Consider the following 17,441-nt stretch of genomic DNA (forward strand, 5'->3'; position numbering starts at 1 on the left):
AACTTCCTTTCTTAATAAGTTAAACTCGTACCTGGACCAACTGGTATTCCCAATACATACCATATTACAAAGAATAGGCTCCAGCAAATAAGAATTGTTATTGAATATGGCAGCATGAGAGATATTACTGTCCCTACTCCATTTTGCTTGCCATAGCGCTGTGCAAATGCCACAACTAATGGGAAAAATGGCATAAGTGGAGAAATGATATTCGTTGATGAGTCCCCCACCCTGTATGCTACTTGTGTAACTTCAGGAGAGATTCCCATCTGCATAAACATCGGGACAAACACAGGTGCCATAATTGCCCATTTCGCCGAATCTGCAGCGATAAACAGGTTAATAAATGCGGTAATAAAAATTAATGCAACAAGCAATGGAGCACCAGCAAAATTAATCGACTGTAAAAATGCAGCGCCATTTACCGCTATGATTGTTCCCAAGTTCGTATAATTAAAGAGTGCCACAAATTGAGCTGCAAAGAAAATGAGTACAATAAATCCTGCCATCGTCTCTAAAGAACCTGTCATTAAATGTGCTACATCTTTATCATTTTTTACCGATCTCGTAACAATTCCGTAAACGACACCCGGGACTAGAAAAATGAGCATCATTAGAAAGATAATACTGCTCATAAATGGCGAAACAATAATACTTCCTTCATCACCACGTAATGGGGCATTTTCCGGAATGACAAGTGATGCGATAACAGCAACTGTAATTAGGATAGAAATATTTGCCCAAAATAATCCTTTTTTCTCAATACTTGTTACTTCATTTTTATTTTCTTCGGTTTCACTAGGCGTATATTTCCCTAATTTCGGCTCAATAATCTTATCTGTAATAATTGTACCGATAATAACGACTAAAAAAGTAGATACAGCCATAAAAAACCAATTATCTGTAGCATTCACAATGTAATTAGCATCTAATATCCGTGCACCTTCGGTTGAAATCCCACTTAGTAGCGGATCATTCGTCCCCAACAGTAAATTGGCAGAATAACCACCAGAAACTCCAGCAAATGCAGCGGAAAGCCCTGCTAACGGATGTCTTTTGAATCCTAAAAATATAATCGCACCTAATGGTACAAGCACGACATATCCGACAGAAGCTGCTACATTGGACATAACGCCCATAAATACAACGATTGGAGTGACAAGCTTCCTTGGAGCTTTGGTCACTGTATTCGTCATAAGAGCACTAATATAACCACTCTTCTCTGCAACACCTACACCAAGCATAGCAACGAGAACAGGACCTAAAGCCACAAAAGATGTGAAATTCGTGACAACACTTGAGAACATATAAGCAATGCCCTCTGGTATTAGCAGGCTAACAGCCTCCACGTTGAGTGTTTCAATTTGCCCTGTTTCATTATTCACACCTTCAAAGCTTACACTTACTCCTAATACATAGAGTACATGAGATAGTGCGATAACAATAAGCGTAAAAAGGATAAAGATTGTAACCGGATGCGGTAGCTTGTTCCCTTTTTCTTCAATAAAATTTAATAATCGAATTGATTTCGATGTATTCTGTTGACTCATGCTGTAACTCCTTCTTTAAATTATTTCATACCTAGTATACATGTACAAAAAAATATTTCTACAATGTTGCTTGAATATCAAGAAAATGCACATAAAAATCACGTCAAGCTTCAAGCTGAAGCATGACGTGATTCAAAAATTCATCCCTAATTTGCATTTATTTCCATTGATATTTGCCAAGTAACCCCAAATTTATCTATTACCTGACCATAAGCTGGACTCCAATCCGTTTCTTGCATAGGCATAACTACTTGTCCATCTTCTTGTAACTTCTCATATACTTCTTTCGCTTCGTCTTCATTATCTGGTATCAAAGCAATTGTTAGTTGCGATCCAAGCTGATAGGGTTGTCCCGGAAAAATATCCGATATCATAAGTTCCGTATTCCCTATCGTTAATCTAGCATGGAGGACACGGTCCTTTGCTTCAGCAGGTAGTTGGAATTCGGGGCTTTGTGGCATTTCTCCATAAGTATGTATACCAACAATATTAGCTCCTAATGAATGTTTATAAAATTCTACCGCTTCTTTTGCTCTACCATCCAACATAATATACGGATTAATATGGAACCCCATTTCATCTACCTCATTTCATGTTTTTGTTATGTAGTTTATTATTACCCTCTATTTTATTTTCAAATCTATTGGTGTGTCAATTTTCGTTTCAAAATATGGTTCATTATCAAATAATGTTTAGATAGCATGATTAAGTACGTACGATCACCAGTAGAAATCATCAAAATTGTGAAAATGCTGGTAAATCAGCTAAGATTATATATCCAATTTAACGATAATTTGGGTATTGTTGCATAAATTCCTCCCATACAATTTAACTTAAAAAGCTAGCATTCAACTACTATTGATAATGCTAGCTTTTTATGCAGTTTCATAAATCATGAATTCCAAATTATTATTCTTATGCATTGAAGAACCCTATCTATTGACATGCCTTACAATTGAAGCACACGGTGTCACTAGACTTTCCCCTGTAAACTACGACTCGTGAACAATATTTACTGCACTTCCTGCAAGTTAAAAGACACAATGCGGTCGGTGTTCGGATTATAAACAACATTCCCCTGTACTCTTAATGTTTCTTGTGGAGATTGTAATACAAATTCATATGTTTCTCTCACTAAAGTGGAAGACATCATCGTTTTCCCAACTGATTGATAGTCTGTAACATTATAACCAGGATACGCCACTTCGGTAACTTCCAACAAATATTTCCCCCATTTTTCTTGCTCCAATTGAGGAGATGGGGTTATTTCAATATTGATAACTCCAACACTCGGATTAACACCCAACGCTTGAAAAGCTCTCCGATGTAAATTTATCCGATTCGCAGGATACCCCGCAACTTGATCGACAACCTTTACAATGATTTCTCTTCCATATGGCGCAGAAATATTTCTGATTTTAAGCGTTTGCCCACATGTATATGGGGAATTTTCTCCAACAGCTGCTGTCATATACTCATTATCTGACCATGCCATTCCGCACTTAGTTACTTGTCCCCCGTCTGTCCATGTTGCTTGACCTCTTACCGATTGCTGACGACCATAATGATTAGAGTTTGTAGGATAAGCATGCTGATAATCATAAGTAGATTGCTGTCCATATGGTATGGATTGAAATGAGGTATTTTCATAATAATTCCTATTCGGCCAATAAGGATAATTTGGATTCATCTTTCTTTCCTCCCGTCATAATATAAAACCTTGTATTGCAAAATATTCTGATCGACAAAATTTGTTGTGTATGATACAGTTTAAAAATTTCGCAAACTAAAAAAACCTTCCTGATAGCATATGTATCAAGAAGGTTGACCTGTGACAGGCGTCTCGTATGATTCATTATTTTTCTAAGCTAACATGCATTAATAAAAGTACTTATCTCGCCTTTTTAGCCTTAACTTGCGCACTTGAAAATAAAAGATCATAAGCACACCAATAAAAAAGGCTAAATAAAGATAGGTACTAGAAAAAAATCTTTCCATAATGGAAGCTATGTCTGGTTGATTACTCGATGATTTCGATGCTACTACAGGCTTGTCCCTGTTAACTTCATCTAACTGAAATTTATTGACTATTTCACCATTTTCATTCACCAATTTTAATATTCCATCTGCATCCATTTCTTCTTCAAGCTTATCTTTATGTGCATGTGTATAAACTAATTCCTCAGTTGCGGCGTATTCCTGCTCACCAAACGTAAAAGTTGTCCCCTTAGGGATACTTGATGTCGTAAAGTTTTCAAATCCATAATCTAATAGTTTGATTGTATCATTATATGAATCTTCTACAACATCACTTTTTAAGGTGACGGTGATTAATTTTAAATCATCTCTTTCCGCAGTTGTCGCTAAAGTAAAACCCGATTGAGCTACAAAGCCATTTTTTCCACCAGTAACTCCCTTATATGGAATCTCCTCTTTGACTAATTTATGATGTGTTTGTATTGTTGTATCCCACGTTTTTCCATTCCATTCCAATTCCTTCGTGCTAAAGATATCCATAAATACATCATTGTTCATCGCATACTGTGTAATTTTTGCTAAGTCCTCTGCTGTTGTTACATGATCTTCGTTAAATAAACCATGCGGGTTTTCAAAGTTTGTTTGTTTTGTTCCGATTACTTCTGTTAGATACGTATTCAAATCCTTTGCGAACGTCTTCACATTCCCACTCAGATGCTCCGCAATTGCAACTCCGGCATCATTTCCAGAATTAATCAATAATCCTTGAATGAGTTTTTTTAACGTTACTTGTTCCCCTTTTTCCAGAAAGACAGTCGTACCATCTACCTTTCTAGCATTGCTGCTCACTGTTACAACTTCGTCAAGTTTCCCGTTTTCAATTGCATAAATGGCAGTTGCTATTTTCGTTAAACTAGCAGGATACATCGGCTCTTTCGCATGTTTTTCATATAAGACTTTCCCTGTCGATGCATCCATTACGATTGCAGAGTCACTCTCTATCTGCATTGATTCTTCTCTTGAATCAGCGTGTGCTATGGGAACAAGTACTACATTCATGATGACAATTATCATAATTGTCCAAGCAACTTCTTTCATACGAACACTTCCCCATTATTTGTTTTTCCATTCGATGGTTTATCACATTGCGGAAAGATGCGCTTAGAAAAACAAATCATGCCTTATTCTAAACTAAACGTATGGAACAAGTGTGTAAATACCTTTCTAAAATTGTAATTAATACGTAATATTAAGCTAATTAACTTGTTATGTTTCTCAAACTTTTGAATAAAAAGAAAACCAGTATACACCTCCCTATGTATACTGGTTAATATTCGGATTACAATTATTAGACACGATCAATAAAGCATGTTAATACTTTGGCCTCTTCATCATTCACTGGTACAAATAGATGAGGCTTAGATCCTTGAAAATAGGCACTATCCCCTTTTTCCATATAATGCTTTTCACCATCATAAAGCAAATGAATAGCTCCTTCAAGAATATAAATGAATTCATCCTGGGAATGTGTATAAGTTTTTTCCTGACGCAGGTTTATATTTTTCGGGGTCACATGTACAATAGTAGGTTCAATCCCACTATATTTGGATCTGTTTGCTAAAAGCTCATAAGAATACCCCATGCTTTCATCGCCTACTTTAGATTGCCGATTAGAATTCTGCTGCAGTACAAGATTCTGTTCCGTTTCATCATCCAACACCCAGGAAAGCTGTACACCCAATGCATCACTTATTTTGGATAATGTTGCTATCGCTGATGCTGTTTGGCCATTTTCAATTTTTGATAAAAGACTTTTTGAAATACCACATTCATCAGCTATTTGCTGTTGGGTTTTTTTATTTCGTAATCGTATTTGCTTCACTTTTTTTCCTATGCTCTGAAGATCGATCGAACTCATTCCTTCCACCTAATCATATGTATGCATTTTTTTAATCATAAGATAGCGGCAAGTACTAGTCAAGAGAAGAAAAACCGTCACCAAAGCAAAATCGGATTGCTGTAGTGACGGTATTATAAGGTTTACTGTGCATTTGCGAAGTATGCTAACGAACGGCTCGGCAGGATTTTCCCAAGTTTATTTTGAATAAATATACCAGCGTCTTGAATTTTCTTTTCATCAATACCTGTTTCAATTCCTAAGCCATTCAAAAGATAAAGCACATCATTTGTAGCAACATTCCCCGCTGCTCCCGGGGCATATGGACAACCGCCTAACCCACCAATGGTGCTATCAAACCGGTTGATCCCATAATGCATCGACGTCATAATGTTTGCGATCGCCATTCCCCTCGTATCATGAAAATGTAAGATCAGCTTTTCTTTTGGATAATGTTTCATCAATACCTCGAGCAGCTGCTCAACCTGGGTAGGAACCGCAGTGCCAATCGTATCACCAAGTGAGAGATCATCAACACCAGAAGCAAATAAATGCTCGCATACAGTTAACACATTATCCGGAGTGATTTTCCCCTCATATGGACAATCAAAAACGGTTGAAACATAGCCAGTTACACGCTTGCCAGCTTGTTTTGCTTCCTGAATGACTTCATGCAGGATAGGATACGTAGCATCAATTGTTTTATTAATATTCTTCTGGTTATGTGTTTCGCTGGCTGACATAAAAACAGAAGCTGCATCGATTCCTGCCTCTAGCGCAAATTCTAAACCTTTCCTATTTGGAACAAGCGCCGAGTACAACACTCCCGCCTTTCGCTTGATTTGCTTTCCTACTTCACGTGCATCGGATAAAGCGGGTATCATTTTGGGATTAACAAAAGAAGTATATTCAATTTCTTTCACACCAGACTCTGATAGCATATTAATCCATGCAATCTTATCAGCAGTAGAAATCCATTTCTTTTCATTCTGCAAGCCGTCACGTGGTCCTACTTCTTTCAATTGGACAAACTTCGGTAAATGTTTCATTCAAGCCCTCCGTTCAATGTTAGAAACAAATTCATATTGCCTGAAAGAGGCATTTTAAACAGAGATATCAGTTCTGAATACGCTTACAAATATATCCCCTTATTACACATTGATTAACATCAACACATATACTAATCACAGAGAAAACCTTACAACCATTATATTCAACTATGTTTATTTTGATTCAACTTTGTTGAATATAGTATATAATAAATATTCAAACAAAGTCAATCCAAAAAGTATCTTTGTTAAATTGCTAAAAAGCCGCAACCCGATATGGATCACAGCTTCTAGTAGGATTACATTTATTACTCCACATTACATAACCTTTCTCTAATTGAGAGCCGTCAAGTTATAATTGCAGCTCGATGGACTTTAAAGAAAAGAGTCTCCTATTTTATTAACAGACAAGTTATTCTCCCTCTAGCGGATTAGCAATAAGCCCCATAAATAAAATCGCGTCTGTTTCGTCGTCTGTTATGGCAATAAAGAATGGTCGGTTAACTTCCATATAAAATGGCTCTTCAATCGGTGCGGATGTTGTTTCCATTTCAACCGAAGTTGCAGCAGCCGCTTCTGTTCCTTTTTCATTTACATCAATAAATGTTTTTTGCTTTACCTGGCTAATCCAGAGTGGATCTTCCGATTTGATCATTGTTGAGAAATCTGCATTCTCTTCGTTAAATGCATCAGCCATTCCAAGCTTGCTCAACGTGTCATTTAGTATAGCTTCGTATTCTAATTGAAATTTTGGAAGTAGAATTGTTCCTTCCGTTTTCTGAAATTCCGATTTCCATGATTCCCAGTTTTCATTTGTTAATTGACTTTGGAAATCTTTAAGACTTGTATTTTCCTTTGGTAAAAATATGTTCATACTTATCGACTCATCTTCACCATATGGAAGGGCGATTGCCTGAAAATCTTCATTTTCCAAGTAAGCTAAATTCTCCTTTAGCGACATAAGCGGAACATCTTTTGTTGTGCCGTCAGCTAGATGAAACGCTCGATTTTCAGTTTGTTGTTTATCAAATTCATATGTCCAATTCCCATTAAAGTAAATTGCATTAACGAGAATTGTGACTAGATTGGGATCTAATGGGGCTTCGACAATGTCTTCAATTTTATCATTTGTTGCATCTTTTACCCATTTATTAATTTTCTCAGAGCTCTTCGTATCGTTTACATCCATCTCTTCTATTTCAGCATTAAAATAATCTCTATTATTTGCTGCAAATGTATCTTGAAATTGGAATTCATCGTTTAACCAAATTGAGTTTGCAATATTCAGTTCAACTTGTTCTGAATGCTTGTGGAGCAAAGACATTAGTGAAGCATTCGCCTGATTTAAAGCCTGCTTATCTACCCCTTCTGCCTGCAAAACTTTCGCAATTTCTTCTTTCGTCTCACCTTCTGCCCCATTGTATACCATGGATAATGCCATGAATAAACTCATTGGTGACATGAATAGGTTGCCATCTTCATCTGGCTCAACTTCTCTTAAAAGGTTGAATCCAAGTTCATTGTTAGGAGAAACAATTTGCTCATAATCATTCTCACCAAAGTCCACATCGCTCGAAATATCCAATTCATTTGTTGTGCCACAAGCACTAACCACTACTATAAAACCCAACAAAAACACAGAATATCCAATTATTTTTTTCATCCGCTCACCGCCCTTTATTCATTAGTCTAAAAAAGAGCCGAAAACGTTACAGACTATTTGCAGAAATTGTTAGAAATCTAAAACGGTGAAAAGAAAATATTATTAAGGTTGCCCTGTAACCATGAGAATCACTCTACTCCTCAACAGAGAATGTAAAAATGGTTTGTTTATCATATGTTTCTCCTGCTTGAAGTATTGCACTTGGAAACCCTTCATGATGCAAAGATGCCGGAGATGCTTGTGTTTCAAAGCAGACACCGAGGTATTGCCTTGATATGCCTTCTGCAAACCGAAGCCCATCCGTTAATGTATTCGAAGTATACATTACAACCCCAGGTTCATTCGTCTTAATTGTTAATACACGACCAGAATCAAAATCTTTCATAACAACTTGGTGAACTAACTTATGATTAAAAATAAAGTAATGATCATATCCATTGTTTGCAACTTGATTTTGCCAGCTTCTATCATTCAACCCCTGCCCTAATTCACGACCCTTTCGGAAATCGAAGGAAGTTCCTTCAACATGTTGCAGCATTCCAGTTGGCAGCATAGTGTCGTCTAATTCAGCAAAACGATTACTATCTAAAACAAGGTGATGGTTATGAATCGTCTTTTTTAAATCTCCACTCAAGTTAAAATAAGAATGATTGGTTAATGCAAGAGGTGTCGTCTGATCCGTTTCTGCCTTATACTGAATTGTAAACTGATTAGCATTATCTAAACTATATGTTACCTGAATACGTACACTTCCTGGAAACCCAGCCTCACCATCAACGCATTGATAACATAAATGTACACCTACGCGATTATTATCTTGAAAAGGATTTGCTTCCCATACAATTTGATTTAATCCAATCGAACCACCATGAAGGCAGGAATCTCCATCATTCGCATCAAGAGTATACGTTTTTCCATTTAATTGAAACGATGCTCCTTTAATTCTTCCCGCAACTCTGCCGATTAAAGCGCCTAAATAGAATGAATCTGCTCTATAATCCTGATAATCTTCAAAACCAAGGACTACATTTTCGAAGTTTCCATATTTATCAGGTACCTGAATCTTCGTGATGATACAACCATAATTCATAAATTCAACTGTCATCCCATTGTCATTGGTCAAGGTAAAAAGTTTCCATACTTGATCTTTATTCACATTGATATTGTTAACGTCCACCTTCATCTTTTTCTCCGATCTTCATTTTAAAGAGTGTTTGTCCAGATAAAATACTTCATATTGTTTTCGAAAATCCTACTAATCCCTTTCATAAACATCCACTCTCCGTTAATGAGAATTTAATTATTTAGTATGGTTTTATCTCGTTCACTACCTACATGACCGTTTGAAATATCCGATCTAATTCTTGGCATGAACTTCTCATAGTTTAACAAGGTCACTGTTATAAACATTAAAATAATCATTACTAATGGAAAATAAATAAACATTGTTTTAATCGCATAGATTGCACCTACAGGTTGAACAGCAGCGTTTGCAACATAGCCACCAAATTCAAGAGCAAACCCCACCAGTGCAGCTGTCAATCCTTGTCCTATTTTCATACCTGCACTAGTTAAGCTAAATACCGATCCCTGTACCGGTACTCCAGATTTCCAATATACAATATCCCCAACATCTGCAACGATAGCACTTAATCCAGCCTGTAAAAGAACTAGACCTAATGCGTTAATTACGGTTGCCACAACTAAACCAGTTAGATTTTCCGAGAAAAACATCATAAGACCAGTACCTAGTACAGAAACCAACAATCCGGCATTAACACTTTTCCTAAGTCCATAAGCTCCAACAATTTGTGGAGCAAAGAATAACCCAATAATTAAAGGAAGTAAAGATGCTGTACTCAAAATTCCCATTACATTCGGATTATCAAAAATATAAGTTGCATAATAGATTCTTGCGCCTGTTTCCGTTTGTCTTAAATACCAAAGTAAATATAAAACAATCGCTAAAATGAAGTATTTATTGGTGAATAAAACTTTTAGTGTAGGTATAAAAGAAGTCTTTTGCTCTTTATTTTTCCTCTTAGCAACATTTCGCTCATTGACAAACCAACCCGTAATCATTAGCGGAACCGCACATAACACAGCAAAAATGGCTGCAGTCCACGTCCATCCCTGTTGCCCACCACCAAATGAAGTTACTAACACGGTCGTAAATGCACTAATGGATAATACGGCAATATTAGCAAAAATAAATCGGATGCTTCCTAATGAAACACGCTCTTTTTCATCTGTTGTCATAAACGATGTAAGTGATGAATAAGCAACATTATTCGCAGTGTAGAATATAACAGAGATCAGAAAGTAAACAACAAATACATAAATAATTTTCCATGTATCTCCGAATCCTCCTGGGACATTAAACAACAAGAACGTTAATAGCCCAAGTACCGGAGCAGTCATGAAAACCCACGGCTTTGCTTTTCCCCATCTCGAATTTGTGTTGTCAATAATCGTACCCATAAATATGTCGCTGAACCCATCAAAAATACGACAAACTAAAATAATGATACCAATAATCCCTGCACTGATTCCTACAGTATCAGTCATGTAAATCGTAATAAAAGATGCTATAAACGTCCAACTAAAGTTAGCACCAAAATCACCTATACCAAAAGTTAGCTTTTCAATCATTTTAAGCTTTGGTGTTCTTTCGAAACTTGTTTCTTTTGTGGCTTGTACATCTAATTTGAAATTCTCCATCTTAACCCCCATCTATTAACCGTTTTCATATTATAATAGCGTTTCAAAATAATAGCTAATAACCTGATTCTATTTTATTCACTCATTTTGTTAATCGGAAAAGAGATTTCTATATTTAGCACTTTCAAATTGAATTTTATTAATATGTACTATTCATATCGCCTCCAAAAACATATTTTCGAAACCGTTTTTATAGTTATTATATCAACCTTAACTTACTTTTTCTATTGTATGAACAAAGTAAGTTACTAATTTATTTTAAGGATTTATTAAGTTAAAATAGACATCCCTTAATCTCTACGTGATACATTCAACAGAGTAAGGGATGCCTATATCGATAGAGTAAAAATTCATCCAAGCTGTATACTTTATATTTATTTCCACCGTATTTCTGAATTGATTCTATCCTTATGCATCGGATAGCTGGCCAGTTGGAATAATGGTATGAGTTCCTATACCATTAAATTGGATTTCTTTTTTATATAATAAGTCAGATTACAAGCTATCAACTTTATTGTTCTGCAATGTTTACCCACTGTTTTAATTCAGCCGATTCCTCTACTGCCTTCAATACCTGTTGGTTCTTTAATCCGTCCTTAAAATTTGGTTCTGGCTGGTAGTTATTAGCAATTCCATTTAAAAATTCGTGTACTAAATGGATAAATGTATGCTCATACCCAATAATATGTCCACTTGGCCAGTAAGCTCCTGCATATGGATGAATCTCTTCCGTGCAATTTATTAATCGAAACCCTTGTAATCCTGGCTCATCATTTGCGAAATAGACTTCAAGGTTATTCATATTTTCCATATCCCAACGAACAGAACCCTTCTCACCATTAATTTCAAACTTATTTTTGTTCCGATTTCCACCTGCAAATCTAGTTGCTTCAAATGTTCCGAGAGCACCATTTTCAAATTTCGCTAAAAATAGAGCTGCATCATCGACTGTTACTTCACCTAAAGTGCTATTATTTGATTTTGCCTGAAGACCGCTGGACATTTCTCCCATAGGTCGCTCTTTAATAAAGGTCTCCATTATCGAAACCACTTCTTTAAACTCGCCAACTAAAAATCGTGCTAAATCAATACTGTGTGCTCCTATATCACCAAGTGCCCCCGTTCCTGAAACTTCCTTTTTCAGACGCCAAACAAGTGGAAATTGGGGATCCATTATAAAATCTTGTAAATAATTTGCTCGGAAATGATAAATTCTTCCTAATCGACCCGCTTCGATTAGCTTTTTAGTAAACTGAACCGCTGGGGCAAAACGATAATTATGGCAAATCATATGGGTTACGCCGTTTTTTTGCACCGCTTCATACATTTGGTGCGCTTCTTCTAATGTGAGAGCAAGCGGCTTCTCTGTAATAATATGTTTTCCCGCCTCAGCCGCTGCGATCGCAATTTCTGCATGGGTATGATTTGGTGTTACAATGTCGATTACATCAATATCATCTCGTTCAACCAAACGACGCCAATCCGTTTCATATGATTCCCATCCCATTTTCTCGGCAGCTTCTTTTACAGCGGACTCGTTTCTGCCTGCAATCGCTTTTTGTACCGGTTTAATTTTTGTATTAAAGAAAAATGGCAGATCACGGTATGCATGACTGTGAGCCTTCCCCATGAACTGGTATCCAATCATTCCAATTCGAATTTCTTTTTGTTTTATGCCCACCATATTTCACCGACCCTTTCTTTTATTAGAATATTTTTTAAAAATGCAGCGCTTTTTTGGAACCCCTCTTCAACTGACAGAAGACTATCTTCATGTTCAATGCTAATAGTGCCTTCATAGCCTACTAGCTGCAGAGTACTTATAATCTTCCTCCACATTTCCTCGCCATGACCATAACCAACTGTACGGAATATCCATGACCTGCTTAGCTCTTCACGATAAGATTTTGTATCGAGCATGCCGTTAACCGCTGTGTTTTGTGCATCTATTGCTGTATCCTTTGCATGAAAGTGATACAATGCATTATGTTCGGCAATTTCTTTTATGCAGGAAACTGGGTCCATCTGCTGCCAGAACAAATGACTTGGATCAAAATTAACTCCGATATTGACACCACATTCGTTTCGCAGACGTAATGCCGTTTCGTTATTGTATACTGCAAATCCCGGATGTGGCTCTATTGCTACACGAACATTATGCTTTGCTAAGAATTTACTTTGTTCTGACCAGTAAGGAATAAGTTTTTCCTTCCACTGCCATTCCAGTACTTCCGTGTGATCCTCTGGCCAGGGACATGTTACCCAAACTGGAAAAAGAGAGCTATTCGATTCACCAGGACATCCTGAAAAGGTAATAACCGTTTCCACCTCAAGCATTTCAGCTAAACGTACGGTATTCTGAAACTGTTCATGATGCATATCAGAAATCTCTTTGTTCGGATGAAGTGGATTGCCGTGACAGCTTAGTGCACTTATTTTCAAACCTCGATCATCGATAGCTTTCATAAATTTATGGCATTTACTTTCATCGCTTAATAGCTCTTTTGGGTTGCAATGAGCATCCCCTGGATAGCCACCAGTTCCTATTTCCACAGACTCCAATCCCATTTCAGCAATCATATCCAAAGCTTCCTGAAACTTTTTATCTCCAAATAAAACAGCAAAAACACCTAATTTCATTTTAACCGCTCCTTTTTAGTTTTATAGCGCTCATGTGTCTTAGATGTTTGGAAATGGTCTAGGTTGGTTACATGTACTAACTGGTTCATAATATCTGTTTGTTTCTGAAGCATTCTGGAAACCTTGAATAACATCTAAAACATGAAATGCAAGATCGCCGTTCGCACGCGGAGTCCTTCCTTCCATAATGGAAGAAGCCATATCGGCAATGCCTAATCCTCTGCAATTATCGGTAAAATTGTGTGTTAAAGGGACCTCCGTCCAGCTATTCTCATCATACCTTCTTACATAAACAGGACCACCGAATGTATTCGGGTCAGGTACTACTAAACTTCCTTTTGACCCGTAGATTTCAATATTGGGTAAATGATGATGCCATGTATCAAAACTGGTAATTATTGAAGCAACTGCCCCACTTTCAAAATCAAGCACTCCATTAATTTGTGTCGGCGTATTTACTTTAATTTTTTTACCAAATCTTGGTTCACTTGTAATAGTTCTTTCACTGAACGTAATCTTTGTGGAACCAGCTACACGTTTAATAGGACCCATTAATGCAATTAATGCTGTAAGGTAGTATGGACCCATGTCTAACATTGGTCCCCCACCTTCTTGATAATAAAAATCAGGATTTGGATGCCACCTTTCATGTCCATGGTTCATCATGAAGGCGGTCGCAGAAACAGGTTCACCAATATAACCGTCATCAATAAGCTTCCTGCAAGTCTGTATACCACCACCTAGAAAAGTGTCTGGAGCGTTGCACACAAGCAAACCTTTGGCATTTGCTGTTTCTAATATTCTCAGTCCGTCCTCGCGTTTAACCGAAAGCGGTTTTTCACCATAAACATGTTTTCCTGATTCAAGAGCATCTAAGGCGATCTTTGCATGCACAAGTGGTGTAGTAAGATTAATAACTATATCAATCTCAGAATCTGCCAGCAGTTCCTCTGTTGTATAGGCTTTTGAAATATTGAATTCCTTTGCTCTTTGCCTTGCTAGATTTAGATCCAGGTCGGCACAAGCAACAATATCAAACTCCTTAAATCTTTTTGCGTTTGCAAAGTATATTTCACTGATTGTTCCACATCCAACAACTCCTGCTTTTAAGCTTTCCATAATCCACATCCAATCTTTTCGATAAAAAACTTTTTATCTGCTTGCCCAAATAAACCCTTTTCGCATTAAATTCATAACCTCTTTCATTCTCACAACCTCAGCAACATGTCCTAAAGAACAATAATAGACTTTCCCTTCCCCCCATTTTTTTGTCCATACTACTGGCATCTCTACTTCACCATTTGGCTGATGCGGACCATCCGCTACTGGAAATCTAGTTGTTGCAAGAACTTGAACAGCGGGATCCACATGCATATAATATTGTTCAGATACAACTGTAAAATCTTTCATGCCTTCTGTTAAAGGGTGATCAGGGTCTGAAATATGCACGTCGTACGTGACCCCGTCATTCCCTGGATGTGCTACCCATTGACCACCAACCATAAATTGATAATCTGTTTCCCAACGAAATGAATCACCTAAGCCACCATGCAATCCAGCTAAACCAGTGCCATTGGCAACGGCTTTAAGAAGAGGCTGCAGCTGTTCTTTCGTAATTGTGCCTTGTGTCCAGTTAGGAACAATTAAGTCATAACCGTTTAAGTCATCTTCTTCTAATGTTGTTAATGTATCTGTAACTTTCACATCAAATTTTTCTTCTGTAAGAATCTCAGCTAATATATTTGCTACCTCTCTAGGTTCATGTCCTTCCCAACCGCCTTGAAATAGTAAAGCTCTTTTCATAGTTTCACCTCTTCATAATTTTTTTATTATAAAAGTCACGAATCAACCACTACATTAGAGATAATGGAATGACTTATCTCCATGTCATAAGCATTACCGTATACTGGGATTCCAACCTACACCCTAGACTCCAGAGTAAGCTAAAAATCCACCATCAACAGGTACTGTAATTCCTGTTACAAAACCAGACATATTCTCATCTATTAACCAGATTATTGTTCCTAAGAGATCTTCGGGAGCTCCAAACCGCCTCATCGGTGTATGTGTCATAATTTTCTTTGACCTTTCAGTAAGCGATCCATTCTCATTTGTTAACAGCCTTTTATTTTGTTCAGTTAGGAAAAAGCCTGGTGCGAGCGCATTGACTCTAATTCCGACATCAGCAAGATGAACAGCTAACCATTGGGTTATATTTTCAACTCCTGCTTTGGCCGCGCTGTATGCTGGAACTTTCGTCATTGGAGATGGTGCGCTCATTGATGACATATTAATGACTACAGCACCTTTGCGATGTATCATATTTTTTGCAAAAACTTGTGTAGGGAGTATTGTTCCTAGTAAATTTAAATCAAATACATACTGAAAACCTTCAGGAGCCAGATCAAAAAAGGTGAACAAATCATTATTATCGATGTCCTCAGCATTCAGGGTTTCATGTGTTGTGGTTCCTTTTGGATGATTTCCACCAGCCCCATTAATTAAAATGTCATATGTACCAAAAGTTTCTGTAATCATTTGCTCAGCTTTCCTTAAACTTTTTATATCCAGTACATCACAAGAAACCCCAAGCGCTTCTCCACCAATATTTTTAATGGCTTGCACAACAGCATCAGCTTTTTCCTGACTTCTTCCTAATATCGCAACCTTCACACCTTGTCTGCCTAATTCCCTAGCCATAGCGCTGCATAAGACGCCACTTCCGCCGGTGATAACTGCTACCTTGTCCTTTAAATTCTCATTTTGTTGCAACATATGATTCAGCCTCCTTTCCAGATCGTACAAAGCTATCCCAAATCCCCAAAAGGTACATGATTCCCATGGCACGGTCATATAGCCCATAGCCCGGTCGGCAGTTTTCATTCCATACTTGCCTTCCGTGATCCGGTCGTAAATAACCTGTAAAACCTGTTTCATAGAATGCATGCATGATTCCATAAATGTCAATTGAACCATCCGTTGTACGGTGCGATGTTTCGATAAAATCTCCGTTTTCATATGTTTTAATATTACGTACATGAGCAAATGGTATGCGATCTGCAAATGTTCTGACCATCTCAGCAATATCATTATCTGAGCGTACCCCTAACGAACCACTACATAGAGTTAGACCATTTGCAGGACTGTCCACTATACGTAAAACTCTCGCCAAATTTGTTTTGTTCGTAATAATTCTCGGCAATCCAAACACAGTAAATGGTGGATCATCAGGATGAATGGCGAGCTTGATTTCACTTTTTTCTGCAGCTGGGATAACCCGTTCGAGAAAGTATTGCAGATTTCTCCATAAATTTTCCTCGGTTACTTCTTTATACTGTTCAAACAAATCCGATAGCAGTTCCAGTCTCTCTGGCTCCCAGCCCGGCATCGTAAACTCATAATTGTGAGAAATAGTCTTCACCAATTCCATCGGATCCAAGTCAGCAACTTTATGATGTTCATAAAAAAGTGCAGTTGATCCATCTTCAAGCTTTTTAGACAATTCTGTTCGCACCCAGTCAAATACCGGCATGAAATTATAGCAGATAACCTTAACACCAGCTTGTGATAGGTTTTCAATTGTTTGAATAAAAGTATCTATATACATATCTCTTGAAGGCAGCCCAAGCTTAATATCTTCATGAATATTCACACTCTCGACCACATCCATATGAAGTCCAGCATCATCTGTCTGCTGTTTTACTTCCAGTATCTTTTCAAGCGGCCAGACTTCTCCTGCTGGAAGATCATGAAGTGCCCAAACAATTCCTTCGACACCAGGTATTTGTTTGATATAGTCTAATGGGACGGTGTCATTTCCTTCACCAAACCAGCGAAATACCATCTTCATTTTTACATCCTCCTTTATACGTTGTTAGACATCTTTGTTTTATCATCACTAAACAAGATAATCAGCATGTATCGGCACGATTTTATTTAAGGAA

General features: G+C 37.3%; 14 protein-coding genes and 1 pseudogene. All 15 read right to left on the bottom strand.

The window, feature by feature from the left end:
* Positions 1-11: 11 nt before the first annotated feature.
* The gene (locus D1B32_RS20865; RefSeq protein WP_118890353.1) at positions 12-1,550 is read right to left on the bottom strand and encodes an AbgT family transporter; all 1,539 of its coding nucleotides are present in this window, start codon (positions 1,548-1,550) and stop codon (positions 12-14) included.
* Positions 1,551-1,696: 146 nt separating this feature from the next.
* Positions 1,697-2,125, bottom strand: coding sequence for a VOC family protein (locus D1B32_RS20870; RefSeq protein WP_095311461.1), 429 nt, complete (start codon positions 2,123-2,125; stop codon positions 1,697-1,699).
* A 437-nt stretch (positions 2,126-2,562) separates the two neighbouring features.
* Positions 2,563-3,240, bottom strand: coding sequence for a DUF3889 domain-containing protein (locus D1B32_RS20875; RefSeq protein WP_095311460.1), 678 nt, complete (start codon positions 3,238-3,240; stop codon positions 2,563-2,565).
* Positions 3,241-3,428: 188 nt separating this feature from the next.
* Positions 3,429-4,625 carry a D-alanyl-D-alanine carboxypeptidase family protein gene (locus D1B32_RS20880; protein ID WP_118890354.1) on the bottom strand — a complete coding sequence of 399 codons (1,197 nt, stop codon included), beginning with the start codon at positions 4,623-4,625 and terminating at the stop codon, positions 3,429-3,431.
* 250 nt (positions 4,626-4,875) lie between these two features.
* On the bottom strand, positions 4,876-5,445 hold the full coding sequence (locus D1B32_RS20885) for a type II toxin-antitoxin system RelB family anti-toxin (protein WP_095311457.1): 570 nt from the start codon (positions 5,443-5,445) through the stop codon (positions 4,876-4,878).
* A gap of 122 nt (positions 5,446-5,567) precedes the next feature.
* Complete coding sequence (locus tag D1B32_RS20890) at positions 5,568-6,473, bottom strand: hydroxymethylglutaryl-CoA lyase (protein WP_095311455.1); 906 nt, start codon at positions 6,471-6,473, stop codon at positions 5,568-5,570.
* 412 nt (positions 6,474-6,885) lie between these two features.
* Positions 6,886-8,136: a serpin family protein gene (locus tag D1B32_RS20895; RefSeq protein ID WP_095311453.1), complete on the bottom strand. Its 1,251-nt coding sequence runs from the start codon at positions 8,134-8,136 to the stop codon at positions 6,886-6,888.
* A gap of 133 nt (positions 8,137-8,269) precedes the next feature.
* Positions 8,270-9,319 (bottom strand): aldose epimerase family protein, encoded by a 1,050-nt coding sequence (locus tag D1B32_RS20900; protein WP_095311451.1) that lies wholly within the window; start codon positions 9,317-9,319, stop codon positions 8,270-8,272.
* Positions 9,320-9,432: 113 nt separating this feature from the next.
* Positions 9,433-10,857, bottom strand: coding sequence for an MFS transporter (locus D1B32_RS20905; RefSeq protein ID WP_095311449.1), 1,425 nt, complete (start codon positions 10,855-10,857; stop codon positions 9,433-9,435).
* Between the two features lie 511 nt (positions 10,858-11,368).
* Positions 11,369-12,532: a Gfo/Idh/MocA family protein gene (locus D1B32_RS20910; RefSeq protein WP_095311489.1), complete on the bottom strand. Its 1,164-nt coding sequence runs from the start codon at positions 12,530-12,532 to the stop codon at positions 11,369-11,371.
* Positions 12,529-13,497, bottom strand: coding sequence for a sugar phosphate isomerase/epimerase family protein (locus D1B32_RS20915; RefSeq protein WP_118890355.1), 969 nt, complete (start codon positions 13,495-13,497; stop codon positions 12,529-12,531). Before D1B32_RS20915 ends, D1B32_RS20910 begins: the two co-directional genes overlap by 4 nt.
* A gap of 39 nt (positions 13,498-13,536) precedes the next feature.
* Positions 13,537-14,616: a Gfo/Idh/MocA family protein gene (locus D1B32_RS20920; protein ID WP_187393185.1), complete on the bottom strand. Its 1,080-nt coding sequence runs from the start codon at positions 14,614-14,616 to the stop codon at positions 13,537-13,539.
* A 33-nt stretch (positions 14,617-14,649) separates the two neighbouring features.
* Positions 14,650-15,300 (bottom strand): ThuA domain-containing protein, encoded by a 651-nt coding sequence (locus D1B32_RS20925; protein ID WP_118890356.1) that lies wholly within the window; start codon positions 15,298-15,300, stop codon positions 14,650-14,652.
* Between the two features lie 123 nt (positions 15,301-15,423).
* A complete protein-coding gene (locus D1B32_RS20930; RefSeq protein ID WP_379600549.1) occupies positions 15,424-16,269 on the bottom strand; it encodes an SDR family oxidoreductase in 846 nt (281 codons plus the stop codon).
* Positions 16,248-17,347: pseudogene (uxuA, locus tag D1B32_RS20935) on the bottom strand (mannonate dehydratase). Before uxuA ends, D1B32_RS20930 begins: the two are co-directional and overlap by 22 nt.
* Between the last annotated feature and the right edge of the window lie 94 nt (positions 17,348-17,441).

The organism is Oceanobacillus profundus, assembly GCF_003515705.1.
Lineage (GTDB): Bacteria > Bacillota > Bacilli > Bacillales > Amphibacillaceae > Oceanobacillus > Oceanobacillus profundus.